The sequence below is a fragment of the Streptomyces sp. NPDC005151 genome, assembly GCF_053599875.1.
This window is the reverse complement of sequence record NZ_JBSFYR010000013.1, coordinates 103,937-125,633: the sequence shown is the minus strand read 5'-3', so window position 1 is coordinate 125,633 and position 21,697 is coordinate 103,937. Positions and strand designations below refer to the sequence as shown.

The following is a 21,697-nucleotide window of genomic DNA, read 5'->3' as shown; positions in this document are numbered from 1 at the left end:
CCACCCGCGGGTCCGGCCTCCAGCAACTCCACGATCCGCCGGTAGTCCGGCGCGAGCGCCGCCACCGTCGCTCCCTCCCACCAGCGCGGCACGACCGACCCCGCGACCGGCGCCCTGCCGACCGGCGCGGACGCCACCGGGGCCTGCGGCGCCGTCTCCCGCAGCTCCGGGACGGGCACCTCACCCGCCGGACCGACAGCGGACAGGGCCTCGGCCAACTCCGTGCGGGCAACGACCCGGCGCTCCAGCACCGACTCCGCCTCGCCGAGCTCGGCCAGGATCCGGTCCGCTTCCGCCCGGAGCTCCTCCACCGTCGCCCGGGCGGCCGCCTCCCGCTCCTCCAACAAGCCCATCACCGATGCCATCGAACGCCTCCACACCGCCCCGGACCAACAGAACAGTCCAAGCCTCCCTCGACGACACCGAGACCATGCCTGACCAGAAGAAACTCAGCGATCACATCCGGAAAGACAACAGCTTCTGAGACACAGCGCCTTTGCCGGGTCCTCGAACCAGCAGTAGTTCGCCGCGGACAGGTGCAGCACCGACGCCTTCTTCTTCAGCAGCAGCTCGATCTGCCGGTCGGTGACCACCTTCGCCGGGCCCGGCTCGTGGTCGGTCAGCTCGTCCTCGACGGCGCGGAAGTTGGCCAGCAGGGCGTCGGCTCCCGGGCCGGCGGGCAGCTGCCCCTGTTCGAACTGCCGGTATGCCTCGACGGTCCGCTTGAGCTTCTGCTTCGCCTCCTCCTTCTTCCATTCGTGGTGGAAGACTGCCTGGGCGCCGCCTGGCCGGCCTAATGGTGGAGTCGGGTATTGGAACTGTCCGAATGCCTGGCTGCTGACATGATCGACAGCGGCGTTCGGCACTGGCAGGCTGACGCGATGCGGATACCCAGACAAGCAGCCAGAGTCGCGGTCCTCGACCCGGCGGGGTCGGTTTTCATGTTCCGGTATGACAACGAGGAAGTCGGCGTCCACTGGGCGATGCCCGGCGGCGGGCTGGATCCCGGCGAGTCACCGCTGCAGGCGGCTGAGCGCGAGTTGCGCGAGGAGACCGGATGGACCGACATCGAGGTCGGCGGCACTGTGCTGTGCCTGTGGGAACACGATTTCACCAGGGCTGGGGTGCCGGTTCGCCAGCACGAGTACATCTTCCTCGCGCATGGCCCCCGCCGAGATCCAGTCGGCGACCTTGCTGCTTCGCATGCCGCGGACAAAATCCTCCGGTGGCGGTGGTGGTCGCCTGATGACCTGTCGGGTGATTCCGAGCCGTTGTGGCCGCCGCAGCTGCCCGAATTGCTCGCCGACGTGCGGAAAGACGGTGCACCGGCAACGCCCATCGACCTTGGCTATGTCCGGAACGGGGCCGTCAGCAGGGGCTGACCGGGGTGCACCTCAGGAGCCTTGCCTTCGGCTGACTTCGGCGGCGTATGCGCCCCAGTCGCCGGCGGCGGCTCGCTGCCACTTGACGGCGACGGTGATGTCGATGCCGAGAGTTCGGGCGAGGACCGCGGCGGGCAGCTCTGTGGCAAGCTGGAACAGGGCGGTTGAGCGGGTCTCCGCGAGTCGGATGCCGAGTTTGCGGAGGCGTTCGCCCATGGCCCAGGCACTGATCGGGCGGCCGGGCTGGCCTCCAGGGAAGAGCCAAGGTGAGTCTGTCCGACCGAGGACGGCATGGCTGCGGCCAACCTCGACCTGCTGGAGTGCCAGTTCAGCGACGGGTGCGGGCAGGTCCACCGGGACGGCGCCGAGGCGGATGAACGAGGGCACGGCCCGGAGGCTCGTAGCAGTTCGGCTGTCCCGCAGGTGGGACAGGGGCGCCAGAGCTCGGCGTCCGGTGCGGTGCAGGGGCCGCAGACGGGGGCGTCGGCGGTGCCGGAGTGGATGCCACGGAGCCGTCCGCAGGCGGTGCAGTGAGCTTGGCGTCTGTTGCAGTTGCCGCAGCGGGGCAAGCCGGTGAGCTTCGAGAGTGTGCAGGGTGCGGCAGATCCTGAGGTGACAGAAGCCGCCACGGCGCTCAGCCTCGCGGTCGTCGAGCGGTACTTCACCGAGGCGACCCGCTGGCTGGAGAACCGGCACGCCGAGCCTGCGGTCTGGCAGGAGGCGGCGCCTTTGGGGGACGCCACGATCTTCGTCACCGCAGCCGAACTCAAGGAACTCGACGAGCAGGTATGGGAGTTGCTCCAGCCGTATATACGCCGGGCTGACCATCCGGAACGGCTTCCCGCCGCCGCTCGCCGTGTGTCGTATGTGCACTTCGCGCATCCGGCGCGGGAGTTCGGTGCGAAGACGCAGGACGAGACGGAAGAGCCGCGGTCGTGAGCACGGCTGGGCGGTTACCCGCCTTGCTGCACGAGCCGTCCTTTCGTAGGTACTGGACCGGGCACACCGTCTCGCTCTTCGGGGACCAGATCACGCAGATCGCCCTGCGCTCGGGGCCCCCGACGACGTCGAACAGCTCAAGAGCCGGATCACGGCACTCGAGCAACAGGTGATCGACCTGACCGGCCAGCTTGAGGAACGCGACGAGGAACTGCAGGCCGCCCGGGCGGCCAACCGCCAGCTGATCAGCCGACTCAACACCGCACGCCCCACGGAAGCGTGAAGCACGACATGGGGCCCCGACCGAGGTCGGGGCCCCATGTGAGCTGCGTGGTCAGCTACAGCAGTCGCATACGGGACGACAGCCGCACCCATCCGCCTCGGCGCCGGCCGACGGCATCACCGCAGCGGGTGCCGCATCGATGCCGCCCGAGCGGCCAACCGGGACCTCACCAGAGCTTTCAACCAACGCGGCTGAATCAGATCGGCTGCCCGTGCTCAACCATCGGTGGCCAAGTGCCATCGATGGTTGACTGAGATCATGGACAGCTTCGAGATCGACGACAGCTTGGTGCGCTCTCTGGTGAGAGAGCAGCATCCGGACCTTGCGGGGTTGGACCTGCGTGAGGTGGCCGGCGGTTGGGACAACCAACTGTGGCGTCTTGGAGAAGAGTTGGCCGTGCGCGTGCCGCGCACGGAGCGCGCGCCATCCCTCCTGCGCAAAGAGCACCGGTGGCTGCCCGCCCTGGCACCGTGCCTTCCACTACCGGTCCCGATCCCCATGCGGATCGGTGAACCGTCCGCGCGCTTCCCGCGGCCATGGACCATCGCAACCTGGGTTCCTGGCGAACCAGCAGACCGCGCCCCAATCAGCCACGACCGCGCGGCTGACACCTTGGCGGGCTTCCTCAAGGCGCTTCATACGGAGGCGCCCGCCGAGGCGCCGATCAGTCCGGATCGCGGGGTTCCCCTTGGAGCGCTCACGGACGGTTTCGAAAAGAGTCTCGAGGAAGTCGCCTCTGGAGGGGTTGCCGATGACCTCCGGAATGTCCGGGACATCTGGGACGAGGCCCTTGCGGCCCCCGATTGGGAGGGCCCGCCGGTATGGCTGCACGGCGATCTTCACCCGGCGAATGTCGTCGTCTCGAACGGGACACTCTCGGGCGTGATCGACTTCGGTGACATGTGCGCAGGCGATCCGGCGGTCGATCTCGCAGCTGCGTGGGTCCTCCTTCCCGCTGGCGCGGCATCACGGTTCTTCGATGCGTACGCGCACGCGGACGAGGCGATGATCCGGCGCGCACGAGGGTTGGCTGCCGCGAAGAGTCTCTTCCTCATCCTCATGGGCCAGGCCGGGGAGCGGGGTCTTCCCGGTGGCAAGCCGGCATGGGGACCCGCAGGCCGAGCAGCGCTTGACCGCGTTCTGGCATCAACTTAGGAGGCGACCGGGTTCCGCATGCGGCACGGCAGTGGTGCCACACGTGTTGCACGCGATAGCGTCGACCACACCCGGCGCTGAGCTGCACAAACTGGTCTCCACTCGCGCCGCGCCACACGGTTGCCCCCAGAGAATTGGAGGTGTGTGTCGAGCGGCAGGGACCGCGCCCGGCCAACCGGAGCGTGCCGGAAGACACGGTCCACCGGCAGCACAAGGCGATGGTGCACTCCCACCCGGCGCTGCTCTCCGAGGGCTTCAACGAGGTGCCGTTCGCCGACGGCCTCTACCGGCTGGAGCCGTTCCTCCGGCGCCTGTCCGACGCTCGCGAAGCCGATCTCGGGCGGGACGGCGGCGACGGCTTGGGCGATCTGCTTCTGGTGCGCTGGTACTTCGGCCCGGAGATCCTGCCGCTGTGGCGGTGGCGGCCCGACTCCTCCAGCTCCAGGATCAGCTGGGCGATGCGCCCGCCCAGGGTGATCAGGTCCTGGATGAAGCGCTCCAGATACTGGATTCGGCGGTCCTTGTAGGCGAGGAAGACCGCTTCCTCCACCTCGTGCAGGTCAATGGTGCGCTGCAGCGAGCCCATGAACGCGCGCGCGTTGTCGGCGAGAGCGGCAAACCGGCTCGCGAGCGTATCGAGCGCGAGATGTGTCTTGCCGGGATCCGGCTGCTCGTCGGCGGTGCGCACGAGAAGGGCCCGCAACTGCGTGACGATGTCGTGCAGTGCGATGGCCTGGAGGGCGCCGCGCCGTCCAAGCGCCTGGTCGTAGGCGGCAAGGGCCTCCTCGGCCTCCTCGGCCGCCTCTCCGGCCCGGGTGAGCTGGTAGATGAACCGTTTGCGGTAGAAGTCCTCGACGGCGGTGACCCGACCGGTGTCGGGGTCGGCCCGCAGATTCCCCCACTCGACCAGCTTGTCCAGCGCCTCGACGACCCCGTTGAGTTCACCGGGCCGCACCTCCCCGGGCAGCGCGGCATGCACGTCCTCGGGGCGCAGGTGCACGGCGAAGCGTCCCTTGGCCACGACGAACACCCGCATCACCTGGCGGTAGAGGGCGGTGTTCTGCGACGACTTCACGGGCGAGCTGGTCCACCGACCTGACGTCGACCCGGCGTACGAGTGCGTCACCACCGAGCCGGTGCAGGCGCTCCCTCAGGTCGGCGGCGAGGTTCGTGTTGTACGTGGTCAGCAGCACGGGCCGGGTCTGTCCCGGTGGGAGCCGGTCGACGAGGTGCCGGACCCGGTGGAGCGCCACGACGGTCTTGCCGGTGCCAGGCCCGCCCGTGACCTTCGCCGATCCCTTGAACGATGTGGTGGCGAGTCTGTGCTGCTCGGGATGGAGGAAGAGCCGCCAGGCTTCGAAACTGTCCCCGAGCGCGTCCAGGACCGCCGAGTCCTCCGTACTCACCTGGGAGACGGGGCGTCGTGCCGCTCGGGCCCAGTCCTGCGGATCGACTCTTTCCTCGGCCCGCCACTGGTCGGTGACGAACGTGCGTACCTCGGGCGGCTCCATGCCGTCGTGCAGCGCCAGCAGCACCTCCCGGGTGAGTCCGGGAAGGTTGTGACCGAGCACGGCCTCCAGTTGGCCGCTGTCGGTGATCCGTCGCAGGGCGGGCAGCAGGGGACACCTTGGACGGGTACCGGTCCGTTCTGACCGGGCTGGCTCCTCAGTACTGGCGTGCTCCCGACTGGGAGACCGAGATGCGTGCGATCGCCACGCTCCTCAAGGAGCGTCACGAGCGTCACGGCACTCCGTACGCGGCCATGGCCGTCAGCGTGCCCGACAAGGCCGCCGTCACACAACTCGCCTACACCCTGGCGTGCAAACCGTTCCTGATTCCCGCGAGCGAGATCGGCCGGGAGGGACCCCGCGACATCGACACCGTGCACATCGGAACAATGCATCGGTTCAAGGGGCTGGAATTCCAGCGTGTGTTCCTGGCCGGTGTCAGCGAAGGCCTGGTTCCCCATCAGCGCATCGAGGCCTTCCGGCTGAGTGGTCCCGACCGGTACCGCCAGGAGGAAAAGCGAGCCCGTTCCCTGCTCTTCGTGGCGGCGACCAGGGCACGAGACGAGCTGATCGTCACCTGGCACGGCCGAGCAAGCCGTTACCTACCCCGGCATGCCGACCGCGACGCCGGCCGTGCGTCGTCCCTGCTGCTGGACGACGGTCCGCCTTCGGGTTCGAACGCGGCTTGACACCGTCACGAGGCCGCCTGGCTCTCCTGGGACATCTGAGACGCGGAGGCGGCGACGGCACGGCGTCCGCGGACAACGGTCGTCGTCGCGGCCGCGCCCGGACGTGGCGGGCGGTCGGTCTCCTCATCCGAGATCGGCCAGCAGATCGTTCAGCACCGCACGGTGAGGTGGACGAAAGGACTGAACCTGTCCGGCCCGGGGGCCGGAGCGGTGGTACTGGTCATCACCCGCCATTGTGCCGTGACGGCGGCGCTCCTCGTGCCGCCGCTGGGGAGGTGCAGCGGGACGCCCGTATCGAAGTCCTTTACCTCCGTGCCGATGGTCTGGTCCGCACTGCCCCAGCCGGAGAGGTCCGGGCGGTTGAGACTTCCGCTTCGAGCGTCATCCGAGCGTCAAGAATCTCCGAACGAGCCCCTGAAGGCGTCGCCACTACAAGCCCTTCCCTCATGAATTCGCAGGTCAGGTGGCCTACAAGGGTCGATCCGTCCGCTCGACCCGCGGCACGGAGGGAAACAGGTCGAACGACCGTCCTACGCCACAAACTCGCAGGTCAGACCCCTTTGTCAGCAGGCTCCAAAATAGCCACGCACTCCACATGGTGCGTCATCGGGAACAGATCGAACGCCCGCAGCGTCCGCACCTTGTAGCCGCCCTCCCGGAAGTACGCCAGGTCGCGGGCGAGTGCCGCCGGGTCGCAGGCGACGTAGGCGATGCGGCGGGCGCCGAGGCCGGTCAGCTGCTTCACCGTCTGCTTGCCCGCGCCCGCGCGCGGCGGGTCGAGGACGATCAGGTCGCACTCGGTGATGCCGGTGCGGGGCAGGACCTGGTCGACCTTGCCGTGCTCGATGCGGACCCGGTCGAGGTCCTGGAGGTTGTGGCGGGCGTCCTCCACAGCGCGCTTGCCGGACTCGATGCCGAGCACCGCGCCCTTCTCGCCGATGCGCTGACCGAGGGCGCCGGCGAACAGGCCGACGCCGCAGTACAGGTCGAGGGCGGTGTCGCCCTTGCGGGGCAGCAGGCCCTGCATGACGGCTCGGACGAGGGTGTTGGCGGCCTGCGGGTGGACCTGCCAGAAGCCGCCGGAGCCGACGCGGTACGTGCGGTCGTCGGCGCGTTCGCGGACGAAGCCGCGGCCGTGGACCCGGTGGATGCCGCCGTCGCGTTCGTCGACGCGCAGGACCGAGACCGGCTTGTCGAGCTCGACGAGCGGCAGCCGGGCGCCGGGCTTCGGGGTGAGGATGACCTGGCGGTCGTTGGAGCCGGTGGCGGTGATGGCTTCCACCGAGGCCATGCCGGTCCAGTCGCGCTGCTCGACGCCGAGTTCGGAGACTCCGGGCGCCGCGATCATGCAGTGCTCGATCGGTTCGACGTCGTGCGAGCGGTGCTTGCGCAGGCCGGCCCGGCCGTTCTCGTCGATGGCGTACTGGACGCGGGTGCGCCACGCGGGCACCTCGCCCTTGGGGAGCTTGTCGCCCTCGGCCGGCATGACGGTGCCGTCCCAGCCCGCCTCTTCGGGGGTGAGGCCCGCGAGGCGCTGGAGCTGTTCGGCGATGACCTCGCCCTTGAGCCGCCGCTGGGCGCCCGGCTTGGCGTGCTGCCAGTCGCAGCCGCCGCACTTGCCGGGTCCGGCGTACGGGCAGGGGGCCTCGACGCGGTCCTTGGACGGTTCGATGATCGTGACGGCGTCGGCCCGCAGGAAGCGGGAGTCCTTCGCGCCGTCGGTGACCCGTGCGATGACCTTCTCGCCGGGGAGGGTGTGCCGCACGAAGAGGACCTGGCCCTCCGAGGTACGGGCGATGCAGTGGCCGCCGTGGGCGACGGGGCCCACCTCGACCTCGTACTCCTCGCCGATCAGTGAGTCCCCGGTCTGCGAGTCCTCGGCCGGCGACGAGGTGGATTCGTTCTGCATGAGGGGGTGGCTCCAGAGATCAAAGGAAAAACGGCCGGACAACAACCCACGAGTCTACGCGGGTGGCGTCCGGCCGCTTACCAAACGGCGGGCACGGAGAGTCAGCTCTTGCTGCTCTCCTTGGTCCTTCGTTCCACGGGGCCCCGGCGCACCGAACCCGGAGCGTTCCAGTCCGCGCGCTTCCTGGCGCGCTTCTTCGCGGCCTCAGAGGACTCCAGCTGGTACGGGACGGACGTCACCATGACACCGGGAGTGAACAGCAGCCGCCCCTTGAGGCGCAGGGCGCTCTGGTTGTGCAGCAGATGTTCGTACCAGTGGCCGACCACGTACTCCGGGATGTAGACGCTGACCACATCGCGCGGGCTCTCCCGGCGGAGGCTCTTCACGTAGTCGATGACCGGGCGGGTCACCTCGCGGTACGGGGAGTCGAGGATCTTCAGCGGGATGTTGATGCCGCGCCGCTCCCAATCCTCCTTGAGCGCCTTCGTCTCGGCCGGGTCGACGCTGATGGAGAGCGCCTCCAGATGGTCGGAGCGGATCAGCTTGGCGTACGCGAGCGCGCGCAGCGTGGGCCGGTGCAGCTTGGAGACCAGGACGATGGAGTGGACCCGGGAGGGCTTCATGCTGTCGTCGGACGGGGCCTCGTCGGCGGAGATCTCCTCGGCGACGCGGTCGTAGTGCCTGCGGATCGCGGTCATCGTCCCGTAGAAGATCACCATGCCGAGCAGCGCCACCCAGGCGCCGTGGGTGAACTTCGTGGCGAGGACGACGACGAGCACCAGGCCCGTGAAGAAGGCGCCGAAGGTGTTGATCGCCCGGGAGCGGATCATGTGGCGGCGCTTGGCCGGGTCCTTCTCGGCTCTCAGATGGCGGTTCCAGTGCCGCACCATGCCGGTCTGGCTGAGGGTGAAGGAGACGAACACACCGACGATGTAGAGCTGGATCAGCCGGGTGGAGTCGGCTCCGTAGATCCAGGTGAGCAGGATGGCCGCACCGGCCAGCAGCACGATGCCGTTGGAGAAGGCGAGCCGGTCGCCGCGGGTGTGGAGCTGGCGCGGCAGGTACCGGTCCTGGGCGAGGATCGAGCCGAGCAGCGGGAAGCCGTTGTACGCGGTGTTGGCGGCCAGGAAGAGCACGAGGGCGGTGGCCGCGGCGAGGATGATGAAGAGGAACGAACCGTCGCCGAAGACGGCGGCCGCGACCTGCGAGATCACCGGGTCCTGGACGAAGCTCGAACCGACGGCGACGCCGTTGTGGATCAGGTCCTCCGCCGGGTTCTCCGACATCTTCACACCGGTGGCCATGGCCAGGCCGATGATGCCGCAGAACATGGTGACGGCCAGCAGCCCCATCATCGCGAGGGTGGTCGCGGCGTTCTTGCTCTTCGGCTTGCGGAAGGCGGGGACACCGTTGCTGATCGCCTCGACGCCGGTCAACGCGGCACAGCCGGAGGAGAACGCTCGCAGCAGCAGGAAGACGAGGGCGAAGCCGGCCAGGCCCTCGCGCTCGGGTCTGATCTCGTAGTCCGAGGTCGGGGCGTGCATGGTGTCGCCGAGGACAAGACCGCGGAACGCACCCCAGGCGATCATGATGAAGACGCCCGCCACGAAGAGGTAGGTGGGGATGGCGAAGAGCTTGCCGGACTCCTTGACGCCCCGCAGGTTCATCAGCGTCAGCAGCACGATGGCCCCGATCGCGCAGAGCGTCTTGTGCTCGACGACGAACGGGACCGCGGAGCCGAGGTTCTCCACACCGGAGGCGATCGACACGGCGACGGTCAGGACGTAGTCGACCAGCAGGGCGCTGGCGACGGTCAGACCGGCCTTGGGGCCGAGGTTGGTGGTGGCGACCTCGTAGTCGCCGCCACCGCTCGGGTAAGCGCGCACGTTCTGCCGGTACGAGGCGACGACCGTGAACATCAGGACCACGACAGCGGCCGCGATCCACGGGCTGAAGTGGTACGCCGACACGCCCGCGATGGACAGCACCAGGAGAACTTCTCCTGGTGCGTACGCCACCGAGGACAGCGGGTCGGATGCGAAGACGGGGAGGGCGATGCGCTTGGGGAGGAGTGTTTCCCCCAGCTTGTCGCTGCGCAGCGCCCGGCCGATCAGGATCCGTTTGGGCACGTCGGTCAGTTTGGACACGCAGAGGATCGTAAGCGTTCCGTATGGAGGCCGCCCACGCACCACCCCCGTGGCCCTGCAATCTCCTGCACATAGCCGAGAACGCCACGGAATCCTTAACGGAATCCTTGCACTCGCCGCCTACGAGAACAGCGCACTGTAACCGTTCAGTGCCGGTTGGCCACAGAGATGGGCGTAGAGGACGGTGGCGTTCCGGTCGATCTCGCCGCGTGCCACGAGGTCGACGGTGGCGGCCATCGACTTTCCCTCGTAGACGGGGTCGGTGATCATGCCCTCGGTGCGGGCGGCCAGCCGGTCAGCCGGTCAGGGCGCGTCGGCCGATGTCTCGTCGGCGGGTTCGTCGTCAGCGGGTTCGTCAGCCAGTTCTTCGAGGACGCGCCAGATCTCCGCGGTGATCCGGGCGGCGGCTTCGGCATCGCGCGCCGCGCACGCCTCGATCAGCCGGTCGTGCAGTCCGGCCGAGCCGTGCGCAGCGCTCTCCGTGCCGAACTGCCGCCATTCCAGGCGCCGGATCAGCGGCGTGTAACGCTCGACGGTGGCGGCGACGGCGCGATTGCCGCAGGCGGTGACGAGGACGTCGTGCAGCTCGTCGTCGGCGCGCAGCGTGCCCGCGACGTCACCGCCCCGGGTCGCTGCCCGGAAGCGGTCGTTCGCCGCGCGCATCGCGGTGATGTCCGCGTCGGTGAGCAGGGGTACGGCGGTGCGGGCGGCAAGTTCCTGCATGGCGCGTACGACGGCGGCAGCGTCGCGTACGTCGCGCGGGACGAGCCGCGTCACCCGTGTATAGCTCTGCGGCTTGCTCTCGACGAGGCCTTCGCCGGTGAGCCGGGACAGGGCGTCGCGGACCGGGGCGCGGGAGAGTCCGAGCCGTTCGGCGAGGTCGGCGTCGCGCACGGACGCGCCGGGTGGGATCTCGCCACGGACGATGGCGTCGCGGATGGCCCCGTACGCGGTGTCCCGCAGCAGAGTCCGTTGGACGGGCCGGAGAGTCTCCATGAACTGACATGTTAGATGTCTGCGACTGCGAGACTCAAGAGTTCAGCCCCGGGGCCCGATGTCCTGTGCTGTGCACAACGGCCGGCGGCCGGCGGCGGGCATCTGGCCCGGCATTCCGCTTTGCCACCCCTTTGCAGGCACCGCCGCAGTGAAAGCACACTCGAATGGGGCGACGCGTCCGTGGCCGCATAAGCTCATCCCGGGCAACGCCGGAAAACGTTGCCCCGTTGTTTGCCCGGCAAGCTGAGGAAAGAGTGTGAGCAGGGTGTTTTCGCAGGTCAGCCGGACGACCAGGACTGCGAGGTAGGCGCAAGTGCACATCGTCATCATGGGCTGCGGGCGAGTAGGAGCCGCTCTCGCGCAGACCCTGGAGCAGCAGGGGCACACGGTCGCCGTGATCGACCGGGACCCCACGGCGTTCCGACGCCTCGGGTCCGGATTCGGCGGACGGCGGGTCACCGGCGTCGGTTTCGACCAGGACACCCTCCGTGAGGCGGGGATCGAGGAAGCCGGTGCGTTCGCCGCGGTGAGCAGCGGCGACAACTCGAACATCATCGCCGCCCGGGTTGCCCGCGAGATGTTCGGCATCGAGAACGTCGCGGCGCGGATCTACGACCCGCGGCGCGCCGAGGTCTACCAGCGCCTCGGCATCCCCACGGTCGCCACCGTGCGCTGGACCGCGGACCAGATGCTGCGGCGGCTGCTGCCGTCGGGCGCCGAGCCGCTGTGGCGGGACCCGAGCGGTGGTGTCCAGCTCGCCGAGGTGCACACCACGCCGTCGTGGATCGGGCACAAGATCAGCACGCTGCAGGAGGAGACGGGCGTCCGCGTGGCGTTCCTCACCCGACTGGGTGAAGCCATACTGCCTTCGTCGCAGACGGTGCTGCAGGAGGGCGACCTGGTCCACGTGATGATGCGAACGGACGAGGTCGCGAAGGTCGAGGCGGCCTTCGCCGAGGGTCCTGAGGAGGGCGGTCACTGATGCGTGTCGCGATTGCCGGGGCCGGTGCGGTGGGCCGTTCCATCGCGGGCGAGCTGCTGGAGAACGGCCACGAGGTGCTGCTCGTGGACAAGGCGCCGACCGCCATCTCGGTGGAGCGGGTGCCGATGGCCGAGTGGCTGCTCGCGGACGCCTGCGAGATCACCTCGCTGGACGAGGCGGCGCTCCAACGGTGCAATGTCGTGATCGCCGCGACCGGCGACGACAAGGTGAACCTGGTCGTCTCGCTGCTCGCCAAGACGGAGTACGGCGTGCCGCGGGTCGTCGCCCGGGTCAACAACCCGAAGAACGAGTGGTTGTTCAACGAGTCGTGGGGCGTCGATGTCGCGGTCTCCACGCCGCGTCTGATGTCCGCGCTGGTCGAGGAAGCGGTGAGCGTCGGCGATCTGGTCCGGCTGCTGCGCTTCAGCCACGGCGACGCCAACCTGGTCGAGCTGACGCTGCCCCCGGAGTCGGCCCTGGCCGGTACCCAGGTCGGCGATGTGGCGTGGCCGGAGGACACCTCGCTGGTCACCATCATCCGCGGTACGCGGGTGCTGACGCCGAGCTCCGAGGAGACGCTGGAGGCTGGTGACGAGCTGCTGTTCGTGGCCGCCCAGGCGCGCGAGGAGCAGCTGGAGGACCTCCTCTCGGTGCGCCGCGAGATCAGCGGCGACTGACGGCTGCCGTCCCGTATTCCTGTACGCCGAAGGGGCCCGGAACCGTGCGTAACGGTTCCGGGCCCCTTCGGCTGTCGCGGACCGGTCAGACCTCGTGGTGACGGACGGCCGCGGCGGCTTCCGCCTTGCGGGCCTTCTCGGCCTCCTCCTCCGCCTCCATCTCGGCGAAGACGTCGATCGGCGGCGGCGCCTTCGCGAGGAAGACCCAGGTCAGATACACCGCGAGCAGGAACGGCGGGATCTTCAGGGCGACCAGGACCCAGCCGAGCTGCGCGGTGTCGGCCCACCAGTAGAGCGGGAAGAGGATCGCGCACTTGGCGAGCAGGATCAGCCCCCAGGCCCAGCTGGCCTTGGCGTACGCCTTCTTGCGGCCGGGGTTCCTGGTACGCCAGGAGAGGTTCTCCTTGAAGACCGGGCCCAGTATCAGGCCGATCAGCGGCACCCCTGCGAGGGTCGTGACGAGGTACGCGAGGGCCAGACCCAGCGTGTAGAGCATCCCGGGCAGGTAGAAGTCCTTGGCATTGCCCGTCATCATCGCGAAGACCACACCGAAGGCGACGCCGAAGACCCCGCTGAAGGCGTGCTTGACGGTGTCCCTGCGGATCAGCCGTACGGCGACGAGGACCAGGGACACGGCCAGCGCCGCGATGGCCGAGGTGTGCAGGTCCTTGTGGATGGTGAAGACCGTGACGAAGAGCAGCCCGGGAAGGACTGTCTCCACCATCCCTCGGATGCCGCCGAATGCCTCGAAGAGGGCGGCTTCGGTGACCGCCTTGGCGTCGGCCTCCTGCTGGGCGGTCGGGTTGGTGCGGTCCGTGTCGGACGTCGGCTTGTCGAGAGACGTCACCGGCTACTCCTTGCCGAGCGGTCGGAGTTCGTATGTGGGGTTGAACAGCACCCGGCGCCCGTGACTCATGGCGATCCGGCCCGAGGCGATGAGCTTGCGGCCGGGCTCGATGCCCACGATGGAGCGCCGGCCCAGCCAGACCACGTCGAGCGGTGCGGTGCCGTCGAAGAGCTCCGCCTCCAGGGCGGGCACTCCGGCGCGCGGCCGCAGGGTGACGGTCCGCAACGTACCAGTCACCTTGACGATCTGGCGGTCGGTGCAGTCGGAGATCCGCGTGCAACCCGATGCCTGCGAGTCCTCCTGCAGCTCCTCCGACTCCAGGTCCTGCTGGGAGCTGGACAGCCGGTCGAGCATCCGGCGAAAGCGGCCTGACGGCCTCTCCGCCTTCTCGGGACGTGGAACAGCGCTCATACCCGAAGGGTACCGGGCCAAGGCGGTCCGGGCGGATGTCCGTTCTCTCACTCGAACGGGGTCCCCGGTAACGACCTCACCCACGATTGGCAGTGGGAGAAGGAGCGGTGTCTGGGGCCTTCGAATCCAAGGCGGAGGAGGGAGCGATGGCGAATGGGGCCTCCCCTGCTCGAGCGGAGCCGAGAGCTTGGGGAACATCGCGACTGACGACAACGCGGGAGGCGGAGGTCCCAGGCGCTGCGACGCCGCTGCCAATCGTGGGTGAGGTCGTAAGGCTCGGTCTTGACGCCCGTCCGGTACGCGCGGCGCGCCGGCCGCCGTCGATCCGGTGCGCTCGGGCGTCAGCCGCGTTCGAAGCGGTAGCCCATGCCCGGCTCGGTGACGAAGTGCCGGGGGTGCGAGGGATCCGCCTCGAGCTTGCGCCGGAGCTGTGCCATGTAGACCCGCAGATAGTTGGTCTCGGTACCGTAGGAGGGCCCCCACACCTCCTGCAGCAGCCGCTTCTGGCTGACCAGCCGGCCGCTGTTGCGGACCAGGACCTCCAGCAGATGCCACTCGGTCGGGGTGAGCCGCACGTCGCGTCCCTCGCGGTGGACCTTCTTCGCCGCCAGATCCACGGTGAACCCCTCGGTCTCGACCATCACGACGTCGTCGGCGCCGTCCTGGCCGACCGGCTCGGCCCGCCGTACCGAGGCACGCAGCCGGGCCAGCAGCTCGTCCATGCCGAACGGCTTGGTGACGTAGTCGTCGGCCCCGGCGTCCAGCGCCTCGACCTTCTCGTCGGAGGTGTGGCGGGCGGAGAGCACCAGGATCGGCACCCGGGTCCAGCCGCGCAGCCCCTTGATCACCTCGACGCCGTCCATGTCCGGCAGCCCGAGGTCGAGGACGACGACATCGGGGTGGCGCGCGGCGGCGAGCTGCAGGGCGGTCGCGCCGTCGGGCGCGGCGTCCACCTCGTACTTGCGCGCCTTCAGGTTGATCACGAGGGCGCGTACGATCTGCGGCTCGTCGTCGACCACAAGCACCCGGGTCATCGCGGACCTGCCTTTCTGCTGTACGGAACTGCTGACTGAGGCGTTACGAAGATTCATGAGGCGACCTGCGCCGACAGGTCGGGGCCGACCGGAACGTACCCCGACACCGCTTTGAGCGTCAGGACCATGGTCATGCCACCGCCGGGGGTGTCCTCGGCTCCGAGGGTGCCACCCATGGACTCCACGAAGCCGCGGGCGACGGCGAGTCCGAGGCCGACCCCGGCGCCGCGCGGGGCGTCGCCGTAACGCTGGAACGGCTCGAAGATCCGCTCCTTGCCCTCGTCGGGGACGCCGGGCCCGCGGTCGGCCACCCGTAGCTCGACCCGGGGGCCCAGCGCGCTGGCGGCCACCGTGACGCGTTCCCCGTCGGGGCTGTACTTGACGGCGTTCTCGACGATGTTGGCGACGGCCCGCTCCAGCAGCCCCGGGTCGACGGCGACCATCGGCAGCGACTCCGGGATGTCCAGGTCGACGCTGTCCTCCGGTACGCCTCCGAGTGCCATCGGGACCACCTCGTCGAGGTCGATCTCGCGGATCAGCGGGGTGACGGTGCCGGTCTGCAGCCGGGACATGTCGAGGAGGTTGCCGACCAGGTGGTCGAGGCGGTCGGCGCCGGCCTCGATGCCTTCCAGGAGCTCCGCCTGGTCCTCGTCGGACCAGGCGACGTCGTCGGAGCGCAGTGAGCTGACGGCGGCTTTGATGGCGGCCAGCGGGGTCCGCAGGTCATGGCTGACGGCGGCCAGCAGCGCGGTCCGTATCCGGTTGCCCTCGGCGAGCCGGCGGGCCTCCTCCGCCTCCCCGACCAGGCGCTGCCGGTCGAGTACGACGGCGGCCTGTGCGGCGAACGCGCCGAGCACGCGACGGTCCTCGGCGGGCAGCACCCGGCCGGACAGCGCGAGCGCCATGTGGTCGCCGACGGGCATGTCCACATCGGCGTCCTCGGGGCGGGCGACCGGCCCGGGGCCGACGCTGCCTGCACAGGTCCACGGGTCGACGTCGCTCTGCCGCTCCAGCAGCGCCACGGACTCCATCGCGAAGGTCTCGCGGACCCGCTCCAGCAGGGCGTCCAGCGTCGTCTCGCCGCGCAGGACGCTGCCCGCGAGGAACGAGAGGATCTCGGACTCGGCGCGCAGCCGGGCCGCCTGATGGGTACGGCGGGCCGCCAGATCGACGACGGAGGCCACCGCCACCGCGACCGCGAAGAAGATCACGATGGCGACGAAGTTCCTCGGATCCTGAACCGTCAGGGTGTGAGTCGGTGGGGTGAACCAGTAGTTCAGCAGCAGGGAGCCGACGGCCGCCGAGGCGAGGGCGGGCAGCAGCCCGCCGATCAGGGCTGCGGCGACGGTCATGAAGAGGAAGAGCAGGACGTCGTTGGCGAGCCCCGGGCCGTCGTGCAGGCCGGTGAGCAGCACCGTGAGGAGGGCCGGGCCGCCGACCCCGACCAGCCAGCCCCAGACGATCCGGGCCCGGCCCAGCCGGGCGCCGCGGGCGATCGGCAGTCCGCGGCCCTTGGCGACCTCTTCGTGCGTGACGATGTGGACATCGAGGTCGGGGCCGGACTCGCGGGCGACGGTGGCTCCGACGCCGGGTCCGTAGATGTACTGCCAGGCCTTGCGGCGGCTGGAGCCGAGCACGATCTGGGTGGCGTTGACGCCACGGGCGAATTCGAGGAGCGCCGAGGGTATGTCGTCGCCGATGACGTGGTGGAACGTACCGCCGAGGTCCTCGACGAGGGTGCGCTGGACGGTGAGTTCCTTGGGCGACGCGGAGGTCAGTCCGTCACTGCGGGCGATGTAGACGGCGAGGATCTCGCTGCCGGAGCCCTTGGCGGCCATACGGGCTGCGCGGCGGATGAGCGTACGGCCCTCGGGGCCGCCGGTGAGTCCGACGACGATGCGTTCGCGGGCCTGCCAGGTGGAGCGGATGTTGTGTTCGCCGCGGTATGCCTGGAGGTACTCGTCGACCCGGTCGGCGACCCAGAGGAGGGCGAGCTCGCGCAGGGCGGTGAGGTTGCCCGGGCGGAAGTAGTTGGACAGGGACGCGTCGATCCGGTCCGGCTTGTAGATGTTGCCGTGGGCCATCCGGCGGCGCAGCGCCTGGGGCGACATGTCGACCAGTTCGAGCTGGTCGGCGCGCCGGACGACCTCGTCGGGGACGGTCTCGCGCTGCCGTACCCCCGTTATCGACTCGACGACGTCGCCGAGCGACTCCAGGTGCTGGATGTTGACGGTGGAGATGACGTCGATACCGGCCTGGAGGAGTTCCTCGACATCCTGCCAGCGCTTGGCGTTGCGGGAGCCCGGCACATTGGTGTGGGCCAGCTCGTCCACCAGGGCGACGGCCGGGGCACGTTCCAGGACCGCGTCGACGTCCATCTCGGTGAAGTCGGCGGACCGGTACTCGATCTCGCGGCGCCGGATCTGTTCCAGGCCGTGCAGCATGACCTCGGTGCGCGGCCGGTCGTGGTGTTCCACGAACGCCACGACGCAGTCGGTGCCCCTCTCCACCCTGCGATGGGCCTCGGAGAGCATCGCGTACGTCTTGCCTACGCCCGGTGCCGCACCCAGGTAGATCCGAAGCTTGCCGCGTGCCATGGCCCCATTGTCTTTCAGAACGGCTGCGGCCGATGCGGCAGCCGAACTCGAAGTTACCCCGAGAATTTACGGCAAATGGGACAGAGAGTCGGACAGAAGACCGAATTGACAGAATTCTGATGCACCGAACCGGGCAGATTGCACATATTCCGAAAATGAGCAACAAAAGGTGCCCGGGGCGAACCCGGGCACCCGTCTCCCCCGCCCCTACGCGTACTCGGCGATGTGCCCGTCGCTCAGCTCCAGCACCCGGTCCGCCAGTCCCAGCAGCTGCGCATCGTGCGTCGCCACCAGCGCGGTCACCCCCTCGCTCCGTACCACCGTGCGCAACAGCTCCATCACGGTGAGTCCCGTCTCCGCGTCGAGCTGGCCCGTCGGTTCGTCCGCGATCAGCAGTGCGGGCCGGTTGGCGAGCGCGCGGGCGATGGCGACGCGCTGCTGCTGGCCGCCCGAGAGTTCGCCGGGCCGCTGCGCACCGTGGTCGCCGAGCCCGACCAGGGAGAGCAGCAGGGCCACCCGGTCCTCCCGCTCACGCGGATCCGCCTTGCGCAGCCGCATCGGTACGCCGACGTTCTCCGCGGCGGTCAGGATCGGGATCAGACCGAACGACTGGAAGATGAAGCCGATCCGGTCCCGGCGCAGCTCCAGCAGCCCGTTCTCGCCGAGCTCGGAGAGGTCCGTGCCGTCGACGGTGATCCGGCCGCGGTCGGGGCTGTCGAGGCCGCCGACCAGGTTCAGCAGGGTTGTCTTGCCGGAGCCCGAGCGCCCCTTGAGTGCGACGAGCTCGCCACGCGGCACGTCGAAGGAGACCCCGCGCAGCGCGTGGACGGCTCCCGCGCCGGTTCCGTACGAGCGGTGCAGGTCCTCGACGCGGACCATCGGCCCGCGGGCCGGGTCCTCGGCGACGGCCGTGCCACCCTGCCCGCCGGTGCTCATTCCGCCGGTGCTGTCGGTCATGCGTTCCCCCATGCGTGGCCGGTCCTCGTCGGCCGCCAGTATGTGCTGAGGCACACGGCTGGGCAATGGCTTAGAGGAGCTCACAAAATGGGAGTCCGATCAGCTCGCGGCGTCTGGTGCGTGCGATCACAAGGCGCCGGAAGGTCCTCGGATGGGGTCTCCCCTGCTCGAACGAAGCTGAGAGCTTGGGGAAGGAGCCACTAAGGCCTTCCGGCGCCTTGGAATCGCACGCACCAGACCGCGTCCGCTTTCCGATCGAAGGTCACCCGACAGGCTCTTAGGCCCCGGGGCAGGTACGGCGCCGGGCCGCAGTGGTCCTTACAGCACGACCACGGCGACCCGGCACATCCGCCGACGAAGGGATCAGCCCCCGTTCACCAGCTCCTTGAGCGCGATGTTGAGCTGAAGGACGTTGACCCGCGGCTCGCCCACGAAGCCGAGGATCCGGCCGTCGGTGTGCTGCTTCACGAGCTTCTCGACCTGGTCGACGCCGAGGTGGTTCCGCTCGGCGACGCGGCGCACCTGGAGCTGTGCGTACGCCGGGGAGATGTCCGGGTCGAGACCGGACCCGGAGGAGGTGACGGCGTCGGCCGGCACGTCCCAGGGCTTGACCGGGTGCCCGGGTACGGAGTTGTCCTTGACGACGGCGGCCTTGGCGTCCGTGACCCAGTCGATCAGATCCTTGTTGTCGCCGGACCGGTTGGTCGCGCCGGACAGGATCAGCTTGTACTGGGTGTTGACGCTGTTGGTGCCGAGGCCGTTGGACGGGCGCGGCTGGAACCACTTGAGGTCCGGGGCCGCGGTCTCCTGGCCCTTCTTCAGCGGCAGGTCGTAGCGCTGGCCGATCAGTTCGGAGCCGACGACCTTGCCGTTCGCCGTGATCTCGGAGCCGTTCGCCCTGCCCGGGAAGAGGCCCTGGGCGACGCCGGTGACGGCGAGCGGGTAGATCACGCCGCAGACGATTGTGAGGACGAGCAGGGCGCGCAGCCCGGCCCAGAGTAGCCGAACGGTGTTTCCCGCGGAGTTGTTCATGGAGGTCATGGCGCGATCAGCACGCTTTCTGGTTAACGCAGCCCGGGAATGAGGGAGAGGATCAGGTCGATGATCTTGATGCCGATGAACGGGGCGATCAGGCCGCCGAGCCCGTAGATCCCGAGGTTCCGCCGGAGCATCGAGTCGGCGCTGCTCGGCCGGTAGCGCACGCCCTTCAGGGCGAGCGGCACCAGCGCGATGATGATCAGCGCGTTGAAGACGACGGCGGACAGGATCGCGGACTCCGGCGAGGACAGCTGCATGATGTTCAGCTTGTCCAGGCCCGGGTAGACCGCGGCGAACATCGCCGGGATGATCGCGAAGTACTTCGCGACGTCGTTGGCGATCGAGAAGGTGGTCAGCGCACCGCGGGTGATCAGCAACTGCTTGCCGATCTCGACGATCTCGATGAGTTTCGTCGGGTTGGAGTCCAGGTCCACCATGTTCCCGGCCTCCTTGGCGGCCGAGGTACCGGTGTTCATGGCCACGCCGACATCGGCCTGGGCGAGCGCCGGCGCGTCGTTCGTGCCGTCGCCGGTCATCGCGACGAGCTTGCCGCCGGCCTGCTCACGCTTGATGAGGGCCATCTTGTCCTCGGGCGTGGCCTCGGCGAGGAAGTCGTCGACCCCTGCCTCCTCGGCGATCGCCTTCGCGGTCAGCGGGTTGTCGCCGGTGATCATCACCGTACGGATGCCCATCCGGCGGAGCTCGTCGAACCGCTCCCGCATCCCTTCCTTGACGACGTCCTTGAGGTGGATGACCCCGAGGATCCGGGAACCCGGCTCGTCGTCGACGGCGACCAGCAGCGGTGTGCCGCCCGCCTGGGAGATCCGGTCGGTGAGCGTGCGGGCGTCCGGCGAGACGGTGCCGCCCCGCTCCTCGACCCAGGCGACGACCGAGCCGGTCGCACCCTTGCGGATCCTGCGCCCTTCGACGTCCACACCGGACATCCGGGTCTGTGCGGTGAAGCCGACCCACTCGGCCCCGACGAGCTGACCCTGGTGGCGCTCGCGCAGCCCGTACGTCTCCTTCGCCAGGACGACGACGGAGCGGCCCTCGGGCGTCTCGTCGGCCAGCGAGGAGAGCTGGGCGGCGTCCGCCAGTTCGGCCTCCGTCACGCCCTTGACCGGGACGAACTCGGCGGCCTGCCGGTTGCCGAGGGTGATGGTGCCGGTCTTGTCGAGCAGCAGGGTCGACACGTCGCCGGCGGCCTCGACGGCGCGTCCGGACATGGCGAGGACATTGCGCTGGACGAGGCGGTCCATGCCGGCGATGCCGATCGCGGAGAGCAGCGCGCCGATGGTGGTCGGGATGAGGCAGACCAGCAGGGCGGTCAGCACGATCATCGACTGCCGCTGTCCGGCGTAGATGGCGAACGGCTGCAGGGTGACGACGGCCAGCAGGAAGACGATGGTGAGGGACGCGAGCAGGATGTTCAGCGCGATCTCGTTGGGCGTCTTCTGCCGGGCGGCGCCCTCGACCAGGTTGATCATCCGGTCGATGAAGGTCTCACCGGGCTTGGTGGTGATCTTGATGACGATGCGGTCGGAGAGCACCTTTGTACCGCCGGTGACGGCCGAGCGGTCGCCGCCCGACTCCCGGATGACCGGTGCCGACTCCCCCGTGATGGCGGACTCGTCGACGCTGGCGACGCCCTCGACGACGTCACCGTCGCCGGGGACGATGTCACCGGCCTCGCAGACCACCAGGTCACCGATGCGCAGATCGGTGCCGGGTACGCGCTCCTCGTTCTTCCCGACGAGCCGGCGCGCGACCGTGTCGGTCTTGGCCTTGCGCAGCGTGTCGGCCTGCGCCTTGCCGCGGCCCTCGGCGACCGCCTCCGCCAGGTTGGCGAAGATCGTGGTGAGCCAGAGCCACGCGGCGATCGCCCAGCCGAACCAGTCGGTCGGGTCCAGGGCGGCGAGGACGGTGGTGAGCACCGAACCGGCCAGGACCACGAACATCACCGGAGACTTGACCATCACCCGCGGATCGAGCTTGCGGACCGCGTCGGGGAAGGACTTGAGCAGCTGCTTGGGGTCGAACAGCCCCGCTCCGACGCGTCCCTCGGTCCGGTGACCGGTGGGTGCGTCCTGGTGCGGTGCCAGGTCCTTGGTGACAGTGGACATCGCGTCCTCATGCATCGATTCGT

19 protein-coding genes and 4 pseudogenes are annotated in these 21,697 nt (G+C 69.2%); 7 read left to right on the top strand and 16 right to left on the bottom strand.

Translation table 11 applies throughout. From position 1 onward, the window contains the following. Together ACWD6R_RS10615 and ACWD6R_RS10610 are read right to left on the bottom strand one after the other, a co-directional pair. Window positions 1-365 (bottom strand): annotated as a pseudogene (locus tag ACWD6R_RS10615) (hypothetical protein); the annotation flags it as partial. Between the two features lie 84 nt (window positions 366-449). Next, window positions 450-866, bottom strand: coding sequence for a hypothetical protein (locus ACWD6R_RS10610; protein ID WP_451818342.1), 417 nt, complete (start codon window positions 864-866; stop codon window positions 450-452). On the opposite strand from ACWD6R_RS10610, the gene ACWD6R_RS10605 reads away from it, so the two are divergent. Beyond that, window positions 843-1,382 carry an NUDIX hydrolase gene (locus ACWD6R_RS10605; protein WP_451818341.1) on the top strand — a complete coding sequence of 180 codons (540 nt, stop codon included), beginning with the start codon at window positions 843-845 and terminating at the stop codon, window positions 1,380-1,382. The two genes, ACWD6R_RS10610 and ACWD6R_RS10605, sit on opposite strands and share 24 nt — an antisense overlap. A 12-nt stretch (window positions 1,383-1,394) precedes the next feature. On the opposite strand, the gene ACWD6R_RS10600 is transcribed toward ACWD6R_RS10605, so the two are convergent. Beyond that, complete coding sequence (locus ACWD6R_RS10600) at window positions 1,395-1,769, bottom strand: hypothetical protein (protein WP_451818340.1); 375 nt, start codon at window positions 1,767-1,769, stop codon at window positions 1,395-1,397. 186 nt (window positions 1,770-1,955) lie between these two features. Between ACWD6R_RS10600 and ACWD6R_RS10595 the strand changes: the two genes are divergently transcribed. From ACWD6R_RS10595 to ACWD6R_RS10585, 3 genes and pseudogenes are all read left to right on the top strand, one after another. Then, the gene (locus tag ACWD6R_RS10595) at window positions 1,956-2,321 is read left to right on the top strand and encodes a hypothetical protein (RefSeq protein ID WP_451818339.1); all 366 of its coding nucleotides are present in this window, start codon (window positions 1,956-1,958) and stop codon (window positions 2,319-2,321) included. Between the two features lie 541 nt (window positions 2,322-2,862). Then, window positions 2,863-3,759, top strand: coding sequence for an aminoglycoside phosphotransferase family protein (locus ACWD6R_RS10590; protein ID WP_451818353.1), 897 nt, complete (start codon window positions 2,863-2,865; stop codon window positions 3,757-3,759). 134 nt (window positions 3,760-3,893) lie between these two features. Continuing rightward, window positions 3,894-4,193: pseudogene (locus tag ACWD6R_RS10585) on the top strand (ATP-binding protein); the annotation flags it as partial. Here ACWD6R_RS10585 and ACWD6R_RS10580 read toward each other — a convergent pair. Beyond that, a pseudogene (locus tag ACWD6R_RS10580) lies at window positions 4,154-4,795 on the bottom strand (TIGR02677 family protein); the annotation flags it as partial. The pseudogenes ACWD6R_RS10585 and ACWD6R_RS10580 sit on opposite strands and share 40 nt — an antisense overlap. Then, window positions 4,701-5,330 carry a UvrD-helicase domain-containing protein gene (locus tag ACWD6R_RS10575; RefSeq protein WP_451818338.1) on the bottom strand — a complete coding sequence of 210 codons (630 nt, stop codon included), beginning with the start codon at window positions 5,328-5,330 and terminating at the stop codon, window positions 4,701-4,703. The gene ACWD6R_RS10575 and the pseudogene ACWD6R_RS10580, both read right to left, overlap by 95 nt. 56 nt (window positions 5,331-5,386) lie before the next feature. Here ACWD6R_RS10575 and ACWD6R_RS10570 point away from each other — a divergent pair, with 56 nt between their 5' ends. Beyond that, the gene (locus ACWD6R_RS10570; protein WP_451818337.1) at window positions 5,387-5,956 is read left to right on the top strand and encodes a 3'-5' exonuclease; all 570 of its coding nucleotides are present in this window, start codon (window positions 5,387-5,389) and stop codon (window positions 5,954-5,956) included. A gap of 550 nt (window positions 5,957-6,506) precedes the next feature. Here ACWD6R_RS10570 and ACWD6R_RS10565 read toward each other — a convergent pair. The 4 genes and pseudogenes from ACWD6R_RS10565 to ACWD6R_RS10550 all read right to left on the bottom strand — a co-directional run bounded on the left by ACWD6R_RS10565 (window position 6,507) and on the right by ACWD6R_RS10550 (window position 11,008). Then, complete coding sequence (locus ACWD6R_RS10565) at window positions 6,507-7,865, bottom strand: class I SAM-dependent RNA methyltransferase (protein WP_451818336.1); 1,359 nt, start codon at window positions 7,863-7,865, stop codon at window positions 6,507-6,509. Between the two features lie 101 nt (window positions 7,866-7,966). After that, on the bottom strand, window positions 7,967-10,012 hold the full coding sequence (locus ACWD6R_RS10560) for an APC family permease (protein ID WP_451818335.1): 2,046 nt from the start codon (window positions 10,010-10,012) through the stop codon (window positions 7,967-7,969). Window positions 10,013-10,132: 120 nt separating this feature from the next. Continuing rightward, window positions 10,133-10,312, bottom strand: a pseudogene (locus ACWD6R_RS10555) (1-aminocyclopropane-1-carboxylate deaminase); the annotation flags it as partial. Between the two features lie 3 nt (window positions 10,313-10,315). Then, the gene (locus ACWD6R_RS10550) at window positions 10,316-11,008 is read right to left on the bottom strand and encodes a GntR family transcriptional regulator (protein WP_451818334.1); all 693 of its coding nucleotides are present in this window, start codon (window positions 11,006-11,008) and stop codon (window positions 10,316-10,318) included. A gap of 313 nt (window positions 11,009-11,321) precedes the next feature. Here ACWD6R_RS10550 and ACWD6R_RS10545 point away from each other — a divergent pair, with 313 nt between their 5' ends. Both ACWD6R_RS10545 and ACWD6R_RS10540 read left to right on the top strand, forming a co-directional pair. Continuing rightward, window positions 11,322-11,990, top strand: coding sequence for a potassium channel family protein (locus tag ACWD6R_RS10545; protein ID WP_358860377.1), 669 nt, complete (start codon window positions 11,322-11,324; stop codon window positions 11,988-11,990). Further along, entirely contained in the window at window positions 11,990-12,667 is a 678-nt protein-coding gene (locus ACWD6R_RS10540) for a potassium channel family protein (protein WP_451818333.1), read from the top strand. The genes ACWD6R_RS10545 and ACWD6R_RS10540 overlap by 1 nt, the downstream gene beginning before the upstream one ends. Before the next feature lie 85 nt (window positions 12,668-12,752). Here the strand turns inward: ACWD6R_RS10540 and ACWD6R_RS10535 are convergent, their stop codons facing one another. The 7 genes from ACWD6R_RS10535 to kdpB all read right to left on the bottom strand — a co-directional run bounded on the left by ACWD6R_RS10535 (window position 12,753) and on the right by kdpB (window position 21,674). Next, window positions 12,753-13,514 (bottom strand): DUF3159 domain-containing protein, encoded by a 762-nt coding sequence (locus tag ACWD6R_RS10535; RefSeq protein WP_451818332.1) that lies wholly within the window; start codon window positions 13,512-13,514, stop codon window positions 12,753-12,755. 3 nt (window positions 13,515-13,517) lie between these two features. Continuing rightward, window positions 13,518-13,925 carry an OB-fold nucleic acid binding domain-containing protein gene (locus tag ACWD6R_RS10530; RefSeq protein ID WP_451818331.1) on the bottom strand — a complete coding sequence of 136 codons (408 nt, stop codon included), beginning with the start codon at window positions 13,923-13,925 and terminating at the stop codon, window positions 13,518-13,520. A gap of 341 nt (window positions 13,926-14,266) precedes the next feature. Next, window positions 14,267-14,959 carry a response regulator gene (locus ACWD6R_RS10525; protein ID WP_451818330.1) on the bottom strand — a complete coding sequence of 231 codons (693 nt, stop codon included), beginning with the start codon at window positions 14,957-14,959 and terminating at the stop codon, window positions 14,267-14,269. A gap of 53 nt (window positions 14,960-15,012) precedes the next feature. Then, window positions 15,013-17,556, bottom strand: a complete 2,544-nt coding sequence (locus tag ACWD6R_RS10520; RefSeq protein ID WP_451818329.1) for a DUF4118 domain-containing protein — start codon at window positions 17,554-17,556, stop codon at window positions 15,013-15,015. Window positions 17,557-17,763: 207 nt separating this feature from the next. Beyond that, window positions 17,764-18,513 carry an ABC transporter ATP-binding protein gene (locus tag ACWD6R_RS10515; RefSeq protein WP_451818328.1) on the bottom strand — a complete coding sequence of 250 codons (750 nt, stop codon included), beginning with the start codon at window positions 18,511-18,513 and terminating at the stop codon, window positions 17,764-17,766. Window positions 18,514-18,876: 363 nt separating this feature from the next. After that, a complete protein-coding gene (locus ACWD6R_RS10510) occupies window positions 18,877-19,545 on the bottom strand; it encodes a potassium-transporting ATPase subunit C (protein WP_451818352.1) in 669 nt (222 codons plus the stop codon). 32 nt (window positions 19,546-19,577) lie between these two features. After that, the gene (gene kdpB / locus ACWD6R_RS10505) at window positions 19,578-21,674 is read right to left on the bottom strand and encodes a potassium-transporting ATPase subunit KdpB (RefSeq protein ID WP_451818351.1); all 2,097 of its coding nucleotides are present in this window, start codon (window positions 21,672-21,674) and stop codon (window positions 19,578-19,580) included. Window positions 21,675-21,697 lie beyond the last annotated feature (23 nt).